This window comes from Amycolatopsis benzoatilytica AK 16/65, from assembly GCF_000383915.1.
Taxonomy (GTDB): Bacteria; Actinomycetota; Actinomycetes; order Mycobacteriales; family Pseudonocardiaceae; genus Amycolatopsis; species Amycolatopsis benzoatilytica.
Genome location: NZ_KB912942.1, coordinates 8,687,958 through 8,702,104 on the forward strand (window position 1 = coordinate 8,687,958; position 14,147 = coordinate 8,702,104).

A 14,147-nucleotide genomic window follows, 5' to 3' on the forward strand; every position below is an offset into this window, starting at 1 on the left:
ACGGCTGCCATGACCACCATCGACCACCCTCGCCCGGCCACCCGGCTCGGCCTGCGCTCGGACGTCCGGATCGACGAGCGCGACGGTGTCCTGCGGCTGCTCAGCCGGGTCGGCTCGTTCGCGCTGCGCGGGGCCGCTCCCGAGCTGACCCAGGCGCTGCGCGAGCTGACCGTCACTCCGCGCGCCGACCTGGAACCCCGCCAGCTGCGGCAGATCGTGGAGCGCGCGAACCAGCTCTTCGTCCGCTTCCTCGAATCCGACGGCCGGGTCCTCGCCCGGATCGAGGCGACCAGCCGCACCGGCGGCTACGAGCCTGTCCCGGTCCCGGCGGACGCCCGGCTCCGGCTGTCGAAGTTCGCCCTGCTGCGCACTCTCGACAACGAGCTGGTGCTGGAGTCGCCGCTGGTCAAGCACCGGGTGACGCTGGTGGACCCGGCGGTGACCGCGGTCGTCGCGCGGCTCGGCGGCGAGGGCACGGTCGCGGACCTCGCCGGCTTGCTTCCGGCGGACGCGATGACCGAGCTGCTCGGCCACCTGGTCGGCGCGGGTTTCGTCGAGCAGGGCACGCCGGAGGGATTCCCGTCCGACACCGAGGAAGTGCTGCGCCAGTGGGACTTCCACGATCTGCTCAGCCATTCCCGGGCCCGCAGCGGCCGGTTCGATCAGCCGTTCGGCGGGATTTTCCCGTACCTGGGCGAGATCGAGCCGCGTCCGGCGATCAAGCCGGTGCCGGACGGGCCGGCGATCGAGCTCTGCCGGCCGGAACTGGACGACGTGCTCGCCACCGACCCGTCGCTCACCGCCGTGCTGGAGGCCCGCACGTCAGTGCGCCAGTACGGCGAGAAACCGTTGACCGCGCGGCAGATCGGGGAGTGGCTCTACCGGACCGCGCGGGTCCGCGCCGTCTACGGGCCGACCCCGAACGCGCCGTACGAGGCCAGCACCCGGCCGTATCCCTGCGGCGGCGCGGCGTACGAACTGGAGCTGTACCTGACCGTGCAGCGCTGCGACGGCATTGAGCCCGGCATCTACTACTACGACCCGGTGGGCCACCGGCTGGTGCTGGTCAACGACGGTGCCGAAGACCGGCAGGCGCTGCTGCAGACCGCTTCGATCGCGACCGCGCTGCAGGCGAATCCGGACGTGCTGGTGACGATGACGTCGCGGTTTCAGCGGCTGTCGTGGAAGTACCGCGCGATCGCGTATTCGGTGAGTCTGAAGCACGCGGGTGTGCTGTACCAGACGATGTACCTGGTCGCGACCGCGATGGGGCTGGCTCCGTGCGGGCTGGGCAGCGGCGACTCCGACCTCGCCGCCCGGGCGTTCGGCCTCGACTACCTCACCGAGTCCAGTGTCGGCGACTTCATCCTCGGCAGTCGTCCGGTGCCGGCCCCGGACGCGCCGCCGCGGCCGTTGCCGGACAGCTGGCAGGCGGTGAACGATCCGGAGTGGGCGGCGAGCGCGTACTCGCTGCTGCGGGAACGGCACTGGACCTCGTCGTGATTCCCGACGTCGGAACGCTCGCGCCGGCCGCCGCGCGGACGACGGTCGCTCCGGTGACCGTCGTCCGGACGGCCGGGCTGCCGGTCTCGGCGGTCGACGATCTCGCCGCTCCGGGCACCGTCGCCGCCCTGCGCGAGGCGCGTGAGCACGAACGCGCGGCCGCCGCGCTGGCCGGCCCGCTCGGCGACCGGCTCTACGAGCTGGTTCCCACGCTCGAAAAACGGGTGCGGCGGGCGGTCGTCAAGCTGCGCCGGGATGTCCACAACGGACGTCCGGTGCCGGTGCCCGCCGGGCTGCCGGCCGAGGTAGCGGCGGACGTCGCCCGGTGGGCGGAGCTGCTCCGGCAGGCATCGGCTTGCCGAGCCGCGGCCGGTGCGGAGTTCGCCGCGGAAACCGCGCGGGCGGCCAAGGCGATGCGCGGCAGCCTCAGCGAGCCGGAGATCGCCAGCGGGCTCGCGCTGGCGAGCCCGGAATTCACCGAACGGCTGCTGGCCGCGCCGCTCGCCGACGCTCCGTCCGCCCGCTCGGTCCGCAGCGCGACCGCCTACCTGACCCGGATCGCCCTGAAGACCAGCCCGTTCAGCTCGCTGACCACGGTCGGCGTTCCGGGCGGGGAGCGCAGGCGTGCCATCAACTCGTCTCGGCCGCACTCCGTCGCGTTGCTGTTGGCCTGCTTGACGAATCGCCGCCTGGCGGGTCGCCTGACGGTCACCGCCGGGTCGGGCATCCGGCGGGTGGACGACCGATGGCTCGCCACCCTGCCCAGCCGGGTCGTCGTGCACCGAACCCCGGCCCGAGTGGATGAGCTGGTCGGCTGCGAGGCGTACGCCGGGCTGCTCGACGACCTGCCGACTGGCCCGGTGCGTCTCGCCGAATGCTTCCCCGACGATCCCGCCCGGGCGCGTCGTCTCGCGGAAATCGGCTTGCTGCAGCCAGTTCTGCCCTGGCCGAGCCGAGCGCGACTGGACTTCGCCGAGCTGGCGGCGTGGGCCGAAATCCAGATCGGCGGCCCGTTCGCGGCTGCCGCCCGGGAGTTGGCCGATCAGGAGCGAATCGTCGCCACGGAACCCGACGCCGCTCGCCGAGTGACAGCCATCGGATCCGCCCGCCAGGCCGTCACGGACGCCTTCGCCGCGCTCGACCAGCCCGCCCCGTCGTGGGTCAGCGAACTGCCGCTGTTCCACGAAGCGGTGTCCGCGCCGCAGTGCCCACCTGCCGCGGTCACCGAAGACCTGGAGGAGATCGGCCGGACCCTAGTGCCGCACATCTGGCGCGACGCGCGGTACGCAGAACTGGTGCGCTGCTTCGTGGCCCGGCACGGCCGAGGCGCGGCGAACGTGCCAGCGCTCGACTTCCTCTACGCGTTTCTCTCCCGATCCGATCCGACGCGGCTCGCCATGCTGCGCCCGAACATCGACCTCGCCATCGCTCGCGACGCCACCCGGCTGCACGGCACCGGCACCTTGGCGACGGCGAGCAACGCGGTGTTCTTTCAGCTCGGGACCGACCTGACCGTGGTCAACGCGGTGCACTCGGGCGGACTCGGCCTGCTCGGCCGCTGGGCCCCAGTGGCTGGGGGACTGGACGAGCCACTCGCCGACTGGGCGCGGCAGCTGCACCCGGGCTGTCGCGTCTACCAGGTCGCCCCGCACGCCGACTGGGCTTCGCTGCAACGGCCGGCGCTCAGCCTGCCGGTGCTGTCCGCTCCCGGCGATCTTCGCCACCCCGAGTCCGGCACGGGCTTGGACGAGATGACCCTGGCGCACGATCCGGCGACCGACACCCTCCAGGTATCCGACGCTGCCGGCCCGGCGGCCTTCGCCTACACCGGCGCGGTCCCGCAGCACCTGCTCAGCGGGCTCGCCGCCCTCGTCTGCCTGCTGTCCAACCCGTGGCTGACGCTGGGCCGCGTCGGCCGGGACCGGCGAGTGACCGACGACCAGGGCCCGGGATTCCAGCCGCGGCTGCAGCACGGCCGGGTGGTCTGGGCGCGAGCGCGCTGGAGCTTCCCGGCCGACGCAGTGCCGAGGCCGGATCGCGGCGAGGCCCCGGTGGAGTTTTTCGCCCGGCTGCGGGCGTGGCGCGAGGAGCACGGCTTGCCGGACGAGGTGTTCACGACCGAGGTGATCCGGTCCGGCGGCCGGGTCCGCACCCGCAAACCGCAGTGGCTCGGGTTCGACCACCCGTTCCCGGTGTGGGCCGCGCTCGGCGCGATCGGCCCGGAAGTGTCCACAATAGACTTTACGGAGGCGCTGCCGGGCCGGCACGGCCATCGGGCCGAAGGCTCTCGCGGCGAGCCGGTGGCGACCGAATTCCAGGGACTGGTACGGCATGGCTGAGCCTCGTGAGTGGCTGTACTACCGCGTCCCGGTCGAGCCGGACGGGGCAGGTGAACCGGTGCTGCACACGGTGGTCACCCCGATCGTCCGGCAGCTGCGCGCCGAAGTGCCGGAGTTGCGCTGGTTCTACCTGAGGTTCCTCGACGCCACCGGCCTGCACCTGCGCTGGCGGCTGTCTGCCGCCCCGGCCGAACTGGACCACGTCGAACAGGTCGTCGACGACGCGCTCGCCGGCCGGTACCGCAAGCACCTTTACGAGCCGGAGAAGGCGAAGTTCGGCGACCTGGCAGTTGCCGAGCAGCTGTTCCAGCTCAGCAGCGAGACGGCACTGGAACTGCTGGCCCGGCACCGTCAGGGCGGCCGATCGGGTCTCGCCGCCGCGGTGATGCTGGCCCTGACCGCTGGGCTGCCCGCCTCGCAACGCAGGGTTTTCCTGCACCAGTACGGCTGGTATTGGTCAGGTGGCCCGGCCCGCCGCCGCTGGACGGCGGCCCCCTGGACATCGCTGGCCGACCCGCGCGTGCGCGCCAAGGCGAGCGGGCTGCTCGCCGAGGCGAACGCGATACTGGCCGGACCTTCCGGGGAACTGATCCGGGACTTCTCGCGGCAATTCTGGGCGACCGCGAATACAATGCCGCTGCGGTCCGGATATTTCCAGCTTTTCCACCACTTGCACCTGACCGGAAATCGGCTGGGCGTCTTCCCCGCCGCCGAGGCGGTGATCGCCCGCCTGCTCTACCTGACCACTGCTGACCAGCGGATCCGCGACCTGACACTTGTCACGTGAACCGGATGGAAAACGTCATCCGATACTCGTGTTTCCGTCCACTTATGGAGGCCTGCCATGGCCGGTAAGTTCACTTCCGTGAGCAATGAAGCGGTAATCGAAATCAGCGACCTCCACCTGGACTACGGGACGTTCACCGCGGTGGACGGCATTTCGCTGACCGTCGCGCCGGGGCAGGTGCTGGCCCTGCTCGGCACCAATGGGGCGGGCAAGACCACCACGGTCGACGTGCTGACCGGCTTCCAGCGGCCCACCAGCGGCACCGTCCGCGTGCTCGGCGCCGACCCGGTGACCGAGCGGCGGAAGATCGCCACCCGGGTGGGAATCGTGTTGCAGGAAGCCGGTTTCTTCGAGAACCTCACGGTGGCCGAGACGGTCGACGCGTGGCGCCGGTTCACTCCGGGCGCCCGGCCGCGGGCCGAGGCTCTGGAGATGGTCGACCTCGCCCGCCGGGCCGGTGTCCCGGTCGGGAAGCTTTCCGGCGGCGAGAAGCGCCGGCTCGACCTGACGTTGGGCCTGCTCGGCGGTCCCGAGGTGCTGTTCCTCGACGAACCGACCACTGGGCTCGACCCCGAAGCCCGGCGCAATGTCTGGCAGCTGCTGCGCGAACTGATCCTCGCTGGCATGACAGTGCTGCTCACCACGCACTACATGGAGGAAGCGGAAGCGCTCGCCGACCGCGTCGCGATCATGGACCGCGGCCGCATCGTCCGGGAGGGCACGCTCGCCGAGATCACCGCGCGCTCGGCGACCGCGATCTCGTTCCGGCTGCCGTCCGCGTTCTCCGCCGCGGACCTGCCGCCGCTGGACGGCGGCGAGCCAGCCGAGCGCGACGGTCGGATCCTCCTGCACACCCACGAACCCCAACGCACGCTGGCTGTCCTGCTCGGATGGGCGGACGAGCGCGGCGCGCAGCTGGCCGAACTCGACGTGAGCGCCGGCTCTCTGGAAGACGCGTTCCTGGCGGCCGCCGCCGGGGAGAGGAGCTCCCGATGACCTGGCTCGGCTACGCGCGAGCGCAGTTCCTGTTGTCCCAGCAGGTGTACTGGAAGCGCATCGGCATCGCGCTCACCGGCACCATCGTGCCGCTCGTGCTCGGCGGTTTCATGCCGTTCCAGCTGCGCCACGGCCCGAACGTGGACGGCGCGCCGGCCGGAATGTACGCGCTCACCGGCTTCCTCGCCTTCGCGCTGTTCTTCACCGTCTACACCCTGGTCAACGCGGTCACCTCCCGGCGAGATGCCTTGGTGTACAAGCGGTTGCGCGCGGCTTCGCTGCCGGACAGCGCGATCTTCGCCGGCGAAGGGGCGGCAGCGTCGCTGCCCGGCTTGGTGGTCGCGGCGTTGCTGATCGTTTTCGGCCTGGTGGCGCTGGACGCCGGTGCGCCCGCCAACCCGTTGCTGCTGGTCGTCGGACTTCTGCTGGGCGTCGCGATGTTCGCCCTGCTCGCGGTCGGCATCTCCGGCATCCTGCCCAGCGCCGACACGTCGATGTGGATCGTCACACCGGTGATGGTGCTGTTCATGTTCTGCTCCGGCATCTACGCGCCGCTCTCGTCGCTGCCCGGTCCGCTCGCCGACGCCGCGGTCTGTCTGCCGATGGCACCGGTGGTCAGCATCGTCCGCACGGCTTATCTCGGCACCGACTTCGCCAGCCACGGCGCGATCATGGGCGGGTCCGGGGCAGGCGCGCCGCTGGGCTTCCTCTCCCAGTTCCAAGCGTGCATCGGTCCGCTGTGCGTCACGGTGGCCTGGGCGGTGATCGGGCTGTCGCTGGCCCGGAAGTTCTTCCGCTGGGACCCGAAGCGGTCCGGCCGCTGAAATGCCCGTGCTGGCGAGCTGTGATCCAATGAAGGGGCAGGCGATCGGGATGGAGACGCTCGCGCCATTCGCGCTCCGCCCCCCGCTTGTCCGGGGGAACGGGGAGGCAGCAGCGATGGGGCGACGGTCGCGGACCGCGGTGGCCCGTACAGCGACGATTCTGCTGATCGTGTTGTGCGTCGCCTACGGCGTCGAGCCGTTGTTCTCCTCCAGCGCGCCGAGGACCGGTCCGCTGTGGGCCACGCTGCTCGGTCTCGCGGCGTTCAGCGCCGTCCTGGCGCACGTGATCTGGCGCGGCACGCAGTTGGTGGCCGACGGCAAACCGTGGTCGCTCGTCTTGGCCGGGATCCTCGCGGTGGGCATGTACCTGCGCTTCGGCCCGGCGTTGGTGGCGCTCCCGGCGATCTTCTGCGGCGCCGCGGTCTTCACGCTCAGCCGGGTGCGCGCGGCGGCGATGGTCGTGATGGTGGTCGGCGGTTCCTGGCTGATGCTGGCGCGATCGACGCTGCCGGCGGGGGAGATCGTCGACCTGATCGGCCGCGGGCTGGTGGTGATGGTGGTGGTCGCCGTGGTCGGCACGGTGATCCTGCTCAACGGCGAGGTGGAACGCAGCCGCGGCGAGCTCGCCCGCGTCGCGGTGCTGGAGGAGCGGCTGCGCTTCGCTCGCGACGTGCACGACCTGCTCGGGCACAGCCTGTCGGTCATCGCGTTGAAAGGCGAGGTCGCGGCGCGGCTCACCGCCAGCGACCCGGCGCGCGGGGCGGCCGAAATGGACGCGGTCGTCGACTTGGCCCGCCGGTCGGTGGACGAGGTGCGGTCTGTGGTGCGCGGCTACCGCAGGCAGTCGCTGAAGGCGGAGGTCGAGGGCGGGGTCAGCGTGCTGACCGCGGCCGGCGTCGAATGCCAGGCGGACGAGGCGCCCGCGGGCCTGCCGGACCGGATCGAACCGGTGCTGGGCTGGGTGGTGCGGGAGGCGGTCACGAACATCCTGCGCCACAGCGACGCGACCCGGTGCAGCATCGGGTTCACCGCCGCGGACGGCCGGGTCAGCCTGGTGGTGAGCAACAACGGCGTCCGGAAAACCCCGGCGGACGGGCTCGGCAACGGATTGTCCGGGTTGGCCGAGCGGCTCGGCTCGGTCGGCGGCAGGCTGGAGAGCGGCCCGGAGCCCGACGGCGGGTTCCGGCTCACCGCTTCGGTCCCGCTGGAGGAGATGTGACGATCCGGGTTCTGATCGCCGAGGACCAGGAGCTGATCCGCACCGCGCTGGTCACCCTGGTCGGGCTGGAGGCGGACATCGACGTCGTCGCCCAGGCCGAGAACGGGGAGCAGGCGGTGGCGATCGCCGCCGGAACCGACCTCGACCTGGCGGTGCTCGACATCGATATGCCGGTGCTGGACGGGCTCTCCGCGGCGGAGCAGCTCGCCGCCCGGCACCCGGGTCTGGCGCTGGTGATGCTCACCAGCCACGGCCGTCCCGGCTATCTGAAGCGGGCGGTGCAGGCGGGCGCCCGCGGTTTCGTCACGAAGAACGTGTCCGGCACCGCGCTCGCCCAGGTCATTCGCGAGGTGCACGCCGGCGGCCGGTACCTCGATCCGGATCTGGTCGCGGACGCGATGTTCGCCGGGGAATGCCCGCTCGCCGCGCGCGAGCTGGAGATTCTCCGGCTGGCCGAGGACGGGCGCACCCTGTCGGTCATCGCGAAAACGCTTTCGTTGCAAGAAGGCACGGTGCGCAATTACATGTCCGCGGCGATCACCAAGCTGGGTGTCGACAACCGCATGAGCGCGGTGCGGCACGCCAGGAACATGGGCTGGCTGTAATCCTCGGCCAGTCCGGCGTTTTCCGGGAAGGGAGCAAGGAAAATGGGTATTTTCGACAAGAAGGACGACGGCGACCGCAAGCCGCCGCTCGCCAATGTCATCGGTTCCAAGGGCAAGGGCGGCTGGTTCGGCAAGAAGGACAAGAAAGACAAGAAGGACGACAAAAAGAAGTACAACGGCAGCTACTGACCCGCCGGAACGCCGACCGGGCTTTCCGCGCCGACCAGCGCGGAAAGCCCTTTCGGCGATTGTCCCCGCCGGCGTCCTGCCCAGGCGGCGGGCGGTGCGAGCCCTCCCTCTCGCACCGCCCGCCGCCGCGCTCAAGCCAGTTCCGGCAGCCGCTCCGTCTCTCTGGTCGCCAACGCCACCACTCCGGCCCCGTATGCCGCGATCACCGCCTGCGCCCGGCTGGGCACCGCGAACTTCTGCAGGATGTGGTGGACGTGCGAGCGCACCGTCGCCGCGGACACCGACAGCCGAAGCGCGATGTCCGCGTTGGACAGTCCGTGCGCGAGCAGTTCCAGCACGTCCCGCTCGCGGCTGGTCAGCTGCAGGTCGGCACCGCCTCGGCGGGCGGTGTCGGAATCCTGCATCAACGTGGACACCTGCCGATGCACCTCCACCGGCATCAACACGATGTCGCCCGCGGCGACCACCCGGATCGCATGGACCAGTTCGTCCGGCGTGGTCGTGGGCGGCAGCACCGCCCGGGCGTTGAGGGTCACGATGTCCACCGGCCGGAAATCGCTCCCGATCTCCGCGAACGTGATCACCTTGACCCGCGCGCCCAGTCTGCGGAACGTCGCGAAGTCGTCCCCCAGTTCGGAGACGACCGCGACGACGCCGTCAGCGTCGGGAAGCGCGCCGAGCGCCTCCTGCACCGCGCCGCACTGGCCGACGACCTCGAAGTCGCCCTGCCCGTTCAGCAACGCTGACAGGCCAGCACGAGTAAGAGGATTACCGCACGAAATAAATACTTTGATTTTCAACCTGCCCCCAGGTCGCTCACGCTCTATCTGAAGCTGGACCAGATCTCCGCCCCCGTGCCCCCACGGCGATCCGGTCCCAAGCGAGCTATCCGAAAATCCTTCGCATTCCACCGCGTAAATGCGGCGAATTCCCAGCTCTCAGCCACAACGTGAACTCAACTCCGAATCGGCCACTCCTCACCCTCGCGTAGCCGACCATGACTCCCCCAAGTCGTTCACGTGCCGCTTTCGAGTCCGACAGTTCCACAGTGTCGGAAAATTGTCCACCGCTAGTGATCACACTACGCGAAGCCAACACCCAAAGGGATGAAGCCACCTTAAATACCCATCAACCCCACGCAAGAAACCAAACGGGACCAACAAGGGGTCCGGGAGCGCGCCCCCGGCGCGGGGCCTGGCGGTTCGGCCCCCAGAAAGCACGACGGGCGGTTCACCCCTGCGTTTTCCGCGGGCATGGACCGCCCAAATCGGGCGCGGGGCCTGGGGGCTAGGCCCCCAGAAAACACGACGGGCGGTTCACCCCTGCGCTTTCCGCAGGCATAAACCGCCCGAATCGCCCGTGCCCTCGGCAGGATTCGAACCTGCGACACCTGCCTCCGGAGGGATGGGTTGGAAGAGGTGGCTGTATGGCCCCTGACCTGCACTTTTTCGCGTCCGTGAGGTGGCCGAGACCTCAGCTTGCACACGCATCGCACACGTGTAGCCAAAAGAGGCTGGAACAGCGCTAAGTGGAGCACGCCTCCACTTCCTGCTGTTTCAGCCTCTTTTTGCTGCTCAGTGACTACAGAGACATAGAATTAGAGTGGGAGAAAGGCTGTCACCGAAGGTGTCACTCACCTGTCACACCTAAACCCGCAGGTCAAACGGGGTGGAGTGACAGAGTGACAGGTGTGACAGTCTCGACACCCTTGGGGTGTCACTCGCTTCAAGGGGGCAAGGCGCAAGCGCCGCGCCCAGCGAAGCTGAGCATCCGTCGAAAACCGGCCCTCAAAGCGTCTGGGACGGTTCCCCGGGGCCAGCCACACCCACGGTGTCACGTTCGTCCGTGTATGGGGATTTCAGGGCTCGCAATTCGGGCCGTTACCGGCGCTGAGTACGCCCGTAACGGCCCGAAAGCTGGCGTGGACTTCATGACTGGGTCGGCGACCTAAGTCGCGAGATGCGGCCGAAGCGCCGCCAGGGACGACTCAAGGACGCGCGCCTCGAACGCTTGCGGGTCATCCTGCCCCGGGTCGTACTGGGCCATCAGCTCATGGGCCGTCTCGAACCAGCCGGCGAGACGTTCCGCGGCATCAGCCGGGATGCGTCCGCGCCGGATTGCTTCATCGACCAGCAGGTCATGTTCCTGCCGCATCAGGTCCGGTTTCGGACGCTGCGGGTTGACCCAGTCGTCCGCAAGAACAGGACGCATGCGCAAGGCGTGCTCGTTCCAGTGAAGCAAAAGCGCCAGGTCCATCGTGAAGCCCTTGGGCAACGACTTGGGCCAGAGGTGCCGTTTTGCCGCTCGCTGGCCTGACCAGGGCGTAGAGCCGACCTTCGGAAGTAGCTCCGGGAAAAGCGATCCCGCCAACGGTGCAAAGAACCCGTAGAGCCAGAGTTGGGGATATAGCGGTCGCCAATAGAGGTCGCTCACGACGGCATCGGCGATTCCGTTCAGGATCGGCTCTACCAAGAGAGGCACCAACGGCGGATCTCCGTAATAGCGGATGTCGCCGTCGATCAGGCAGACGATTTCGCCATCGGTCGCCGCAAGGCCAGCGCTGACCGCAGCTCCCTTGCCAGTTGGCGCTTCAACTACGCGAGCACCCGCCGACGCTGCGATTTCGGCGGTGGCGTCGGTGCATCCGCTGGCGCTCACAAGGACGTCCAATGGGAGCCCTAGTGAATCCAGTCCTTCGCGAACCTCTTCCACCACCTCCCCGATGGTCTCCGCCTCATTGTGGGCTGGAATGACGACACTGACAGATACAACTTCTTTCTTCAGTGTCCGCTCTGGCGTCAACTCCAGGCCGAGGGCGGGGTTGATCGTGGGCCGTTCCACTGTCACTGGTCCTCGTCTCGCTCGTATCGGGGGTAGTTGGCCGGCCACCGCGTCAGATGCTCGGTGAAGTGAATCTCTGTCCGGTCTGCCGGATACGTTGCATCCGAGATTTCGACTACGCGATCGTCGATATCGATCGACCTGCTACGCACCTGAAGCAGTGGAACTCCCGGCTCCATTCCCCACACTTGCCGATCCGCGGTCGTGGGCTGTATTGCGATAACCGACCGCTCAAACCGACCCAATTCGATTCCGACCGTGTAGAGCTGATGCTGGTGCCCTCCGGGCCATGGCTCTTTGTCTTCGTCCAGAAGATCCGGGTTTCCCTCAATGAGAGTAAGTGGAATATGTGAGACGCTCCACGTCACACGGTGCCCCGTCGCCTTGTCGGTCATCTCGTATGCGCGGCGGACAAGGGTTGCTCCGGGCTCAATCTGAAACTCGGCCGCCAAGTCTTCCGACGCGGGAACTTGCGAGTAGCGATGGCTTGAGTCGAGCTGTTCTATCGGAATTCCCGCTGTCATCTCGATAGCGCCGCGCACTTTCCTCTCTTCGGTCGGCCGAAGAACGAGGTCCTTTTGCTCCTGTGTCCAGTCGATTGTGAGCCGAACTCGACGGGGCGGGACACGCACCGTCGCCGGCTTGCCGCGTCCGCCCGTGATGCGCCCCTCGCCCCGCAGGACGTCGAGAGCACTTCGCGCGACTCCCGGCGAGCATGCCCACAGCTGCGTCAGCTCGCTGACTGACGGCAACGGGTCGCCGGCCTTGAGGTCTTCCGACTCGATCCGCGCACGGAGCGAGTCGGCTATCTGGTGGTGGACCGGCACGGTGCCAGCCGTGGTTTGTGACTGCATGCAGCCATTAGAACAGGAACTTCGCCAGTTCGCTAGCGAACCCCTTGCGCGTCGATCGAGGATCGGCTAGCGTCACTCTCGTCAACTTCGCTAGCGAACTAGCGAACCAGCGAACATGAGGAGGACGTGATGGCGCGGAAGCAGCAGGGGTTCCCGGTCCTGAAGACCGGTTCGGTCGGAAGCTCGTCGGCCTGGTCGCGGTGGTCGTGGTGCTGGTGTTCGTCGTGTCGTCGCCGTTGGAGGCGGCCGGACACGTCAAGCACGTCGTGCACAGCCTGACCACGTTCTTCAGCTCGCTCTGACACCCCCACTGACCAGCACGTTTCTTCGAGAGGACTTCGCAATGGACACCAACGTCTACCGCCGCCGCATCGACGCCACCGTGTCGGCCGCCGACGAGTTCGCCGGTGAGGCGGTCTACCCGGACGGGCTGACCGAAACCGACATCGACGCGCTTCTTCAGGACGTCTACGGCGAGCTGGCCGCCGACGAGCACGCCGCGGAGCGGGCCGTCCGGCACGACTTCAACGACCAGCGCCGGGTGAGCCGGGCGCGCCGCCGCGCCGGCCGCGAACTGCTGCGGTCGAACTACCTGATCGCCGGTGTCCAGGGGCAGGGCAAGAGCGCCGCAGCGCTGTCGCTGCTGCTGGACGACGAGGCCGCGTGATGGCCGCCCGGCTGATGTTCCACCCCGACGCGGCGGCCCACTCCGCCAAGAACGCGCCGACCGCGCCGGGTTCCACCGCCCAGCCACGAAACCGCACGGAGGAACACCAGATGGTAGACACCACCAGCCCGGTGCGCGAGGCCGCGACCGTGGCCTACACGCCGGTCGAGCTGAACCGCCTGATCTCCCGCGAGATCGCCGGCCGCCTGCGCGAGGTCGCCGCGATGCACCAGAACATCGGCGACGCGATGGCCGTCGGCGACGGCGTGACGTTCGACGAGTGGCGCCGCAGCATCTGGCATCACGCCGAAGCCCACCGCCTCGAACAGCTCGCCGCGGCGGAGCTGGCCGGTGTCACGGACGGGGCGGACCGGTGAACCCGCGCAACCGCCGCCAGCAGGTGACCACGGTGTTCGACGGCCGCACGCACCACGCGTGCCTGTGCCGCGGGGAGCGGGACGGGCTGCCGGTGTTCGGGTGGGGCGAGGCCCCCTCGACCCTGCTCACCCGCGCTCAGCTGCGCGAGGTCGGGTTGCGGCCGAACGGGCAGGACCCGTTGGCGCTGCTGGTGTTCCGCCACCACCAGCCCTTCGCCCGGGAGACCGTGGCCGAGCTGTTCTCCGTGGAGCTGGCCGCGGTCAAGCGCCCGCCGGTGCCGGGGCAGCTGGATCACGCGATGGAGGCCCGCCGTACCTGCGTGGACTGCGGACAGATTCAGGACTACTGCGTGCCGACCAGCACGCGCCAGTGCTGGACCTGCTTCGAGGGTGAGCAGGCCGACCGGATGGGGGTGGCCGCGTGAGCCAGAACGACTCGGGCGCCTGGCACGCGGAGTTGCAGCGCCAGCAGGAAGCCATCGACAAGGCCCGACGCGAGGCGAAGGAGGCGTCACGGTGAACACGTTCGAGGTGTTGCAGCAGCGCGGAACCCTGGCTCTGCTCCGGTTCGCCGGGACCGTGTGCCTGTTCCTGGTCCTGCACCTGCTGCGGATCCCGCTGGTGGTCTGCGAGCGGATCTTGGCCGGTGTGCTGGTCCGGCTGGACCAGGCCGCCACCCGGCAGGCGTCCCGGCCGCCGCGGCGGCGCGTGAACCAGTTCTTCCCCCACGACTTCCCCACTGGGCAGGAGGTGCCCCGATGAACGTGCAGCGTGAGCAGCGGACCCGCCTGGAGCAGGCCATGGAGTGGGCCGTCTGGCACTTCGGTGAGCTGGCCTTCACGGTCGGACCGCTGGTCCTAGCCGTGGTGTTCACCCCGTGGTTCGCCCTGGTGGCCGCGGTCGTCGCCGCAGGGTGGGCGGCGCACGAGATCCGCGACCACCGCCA

Annotated in this window: 15 protein-coding genes, 1 tRNA gene and 1 pseudogene; 13 read left to right on the forward strand and 4 right to left on the reverse strand. The window is 69.1% G+C overall.

The features are described 5' to 3' along the window. Nucleotides 1-9 precede the first annotated feature (9 nt). From AMYBE_RS43180 to AMYBE_RS45355, 8 genes are all read left to right on the forward strand, one after another. On the forward strand, nt 10-1,503 hold the full coding sequence (locus tag AMYBE_RS43180) for a SagB/ThcOx family dehydrogenase (RefSeq protein WP_020665156.1): 1,494 nt from the start codon (nt 10-12) through the stop codon (nt 1,501-1,503). Next, entirely contained in the window at nt 1,449-3,842 is a 2,394-nt protein-coding gene (locus tag AMYBE_RS0140655; RefSeq protein ID WP_020665157.1) for a lantibiotic dehydratase, read from the forward strand. Before AMYBE_RS43180 ends, AMYBE_RS0140655 begins: the two co-directional genes overlap by 55 nt. Further along, the gene (locus AMYBE_RS0140660) at nt 3,835-4,629 is read left to right on the forward strand and encodes a thiopeptide-type bacteriocin biosynthesis protein (protein WP_020665158.1); all 795 of its coding nucleotides are present in this window, start codon (nt 3,835-3,837) and stop codon (nt 4,627-4,629) included. The genes AMYBE_RS0140655 and AMYBE_RS0140660 overlap by 8 nt, the downstream gene beginning before the upstream one ends. A 78-nt stretch (nt 4,630-4,707) precedes the next feature. After that, entirely contained in the window at nt 4,708-5,625 is a 918-nt protein-coding gene (locus tag AMYBE_RS0140665) for an ABC transporter ATP-binding protein (protein WP_211226903.1), read from the forward strand. Beyond that, entirely contained in the window at nt 5,622-6,449 is an 828-nt protein-coding gene (locus tag AMYBE_RS0140670; protein WP_020665160.1) for an ABC transporter permease, read from the forward strand. Before AMYBE_RS0140665 ends, AMYBE_RS0140670 begins: the two co-directional genes overlap by 4 nt. A 115-nt stretch (nt 6,450-6,564) precedes the next feature. Next, complete coding sequence (locus AMYBE_RS46575; protein ID WP_020665161.1) at nt 6,565-7,668, forward strand: sensor histidine kinase; 1,104 nt, start codon at nt 6,565-6,567, stop codon at nt 7,666-7,668. After that, nucleotides 7,665-8,273, forward strand: a complete 609-nt coding sequence (locus AMYBE_RS0140680) for a response regulator transcription factor (protein ID WP_020665162.1) — start codon at nt 7,665-7,667, stop codon at nt 8,271-8,273. Before AMYBE_RS46575 ends, AMYBE_RS0140680 begins: the two co-directional genes overlap by 4 nt. Nucleotides 8,274-8,315: 42 nt before the next feature. Further along, on the forward strand, nt 8,316-8,462 hold the full coding sequence (locus tag AMYBE_RS45355) for a hypothetical protein (RefSeq protein WP_020665163.1): 147 nt from the start codon (nt 8,316-8,318) through the stop codon (nt 8,460-8,462). Nucleotides 8,463-8,593: 131 nt separating this feature from the next. Here the strand turns inward: AMYBE_RS45355 and AMYBE_RS43190 are convergent, their stop codons facing one another. The 4 genes from AMYBE_RS43190 to AMYBE_RS43195 all read right to left on the reverse strand — a co-directional run bounded on the left by AMYBE_RS43190 (nt 8,594) and on the right by AMYBE_RS43195 (nt 12,157). After that, nucleotides 8,594-9,202 carry a response regulator transcription factor gene (locus AMYBE_RS43190; RefSeq protein ID WP_020665164.1) on the reverse strand — a complete coding sequence of 203 codons (609 nt, stop codon included), beginning with the start codon at nt 9,200-9,202 and terminating at the stop codon, nt 8,594-8,596. A gap of 623 nt (nt 9,203-9,825) precedes the next feature. Further along, nucleotides 9,826-9,902, reverse strand: a tRNA-Arg gene (locus tag AMYBE_RS45360). A 507-nt stretch (nt 9,903-10,409) separates the two neighbouring features. Then, nucleotides 10,410-11,303 (reverse strand): glycosyltransferase, encoded by an 894-nt coding sequence (locus AMYBE_RS0140695; RefSeq protein WP_027928551.1) that lies wholly within the window; start codon nt 11,301-11,303, stop codon nt 10,410-10,412. Nucleotides 11,304-11,305: 2 nt separating this feature from the next. Next, complete coding sequence (locus AMYBE_RS43195) at nt 11,306-12,157, reverse strand: GntR family transcriptional regulator (RefSeq protein ID WP_020665166.1); 852 nt, start codon at nt 12,155-12,157, stop codon at nt 11,306-11,308. 343 nt (nt 12,158-12,500) lie between these two features. Between AMYBE_RS43195 and AMYBE_RS0140710 the strand changes: the two genes are divergently transcribed. The 5 genes and pseudogenes from AMYBE_RS0140710 to AMYBE_RS45590 all read left to right on the forward strand — a co-directional run. Continuing rightward, nucleotides 12,501-12,824 (forward strand): hypothetical protein, encoded by a 324-nt coding sequence (locus AMYBE_RS0140710; RefSeq protein ID WP_020665168.1) that lies wholly within the window; start codon nt 12,501-12,503, stop codon nt 12,822-12,824. A 110-nt stretch (nt 12,825-12,934) separates the two neighbouring features. Next, the gene (locus tag AMYBE_RS0140715; RefSeq protein WP_245573348.1) at nt 12,935-13,201 is read left to right on the forward strand and encodes a hypothetical protein; all 267 of its coding nucleotides are present in this window, start codon (nt 12,935-12,937) and stop codon (nt 13,199-13,201) included. Then, nucleotides 13,198-13,626, forward strand: a complete 429-nt coding sequence (locus AMYBE_RS0140720; protein WP_020665170.1) for an RRQRL motif-containing zinc-binding protein — start codon at nt 13,198-13,200, stop codon at nt 13,624-13,626. The genes AMYBE_RS0140715 and AMYBE_RS0140720 overlap by 4 nt, the downstream gene beginning before the upstream one ends. Nucleotides 13,627-13,717: 91 nt before the next feature. Further along, on the forward strand, nt 13,718-13,963 hold the full coding sequence (locus tag AMYBE_RS0140730) for a hypothetical protein (protein WP_020665172.1): 246 nt from the start codon (nt 13,718-13,720) through the stop codon (nt 13,961-13,963). Continuing rightward, a pseudogene (locus AMYBE_RS45590) lies at nt 13,960-14,147 on the forward strand (hypothetical protein); the annotation flags it as partial. The gene AMYBE_RS0140730 and the pseudogene AMYBE_RS45590, both read left to right, overlap by 4 nt.

What these genes read in the sequence shown, in the direction of transcription:
- AMYBE_RS0140710 (WP_020665168.1), top strand. Translation starts at nt 12,501, where the DNA reads ATGGACACCAACGTCTACCGCCGCCGCATCGACGCCACCGTGTCGGCC.
- AMYBE_RS43195 (WP_020665166.1), bottom strand. Translation starts at nt 12,157, where the DNA reads ATGCAGTCACAAACCACGGCTGGCACCGTGCCGGTCCACCACCAGATA.
- AMYBE_RS45355 (WP_020665163.1), top strand. Translation starts at nt 8,316, where the DNA reads ATGGGTATTTTCGACAAGAAGGACGACGGCGACCGCAAGCCGCCGCTC.
- AMYBE_RS0140715 (WP_245573348.1), top strand. Translation starts at nt 12,935, where the DNA reads ATGGTAGACACCACCAGCCCGGTGCGCGAGGCCGCGACCGTGGCCTAC.
- AMYBE_RS46575 (WP_020665161.1), top strand. Translation starts at nt 6,565, where the DNA reads ATGGGGCGACGGTCGCGGACCGCGGTGGCCCGTACAGCGACGATTCTG.
- AMYBE_RS0140670 (WP_020665160.1), top strand. Translation starts at nt 5,622, where the DNA reads ATGACCTGGCTCGGCTACGCGCGAGCGCAGTTCCTGTTGTCCCAGCAG.
- AMYBE_RS43180 (WP_020665156.1), top strand. Translation starts at nt 10, where the DNA reads ATGACCACCATCGACCACCCTCGCCCGGCCACCCGGCTCGGCCTGCGC.
- AMYBE_RS0140660 (WP_020665158.1), top strand. Translation starts at nt 3,835, where the DNA reads ATGGCTGAGCCTCGTGAGTGGCTGTACTACCGCGTCCCGGTCGAGCCG.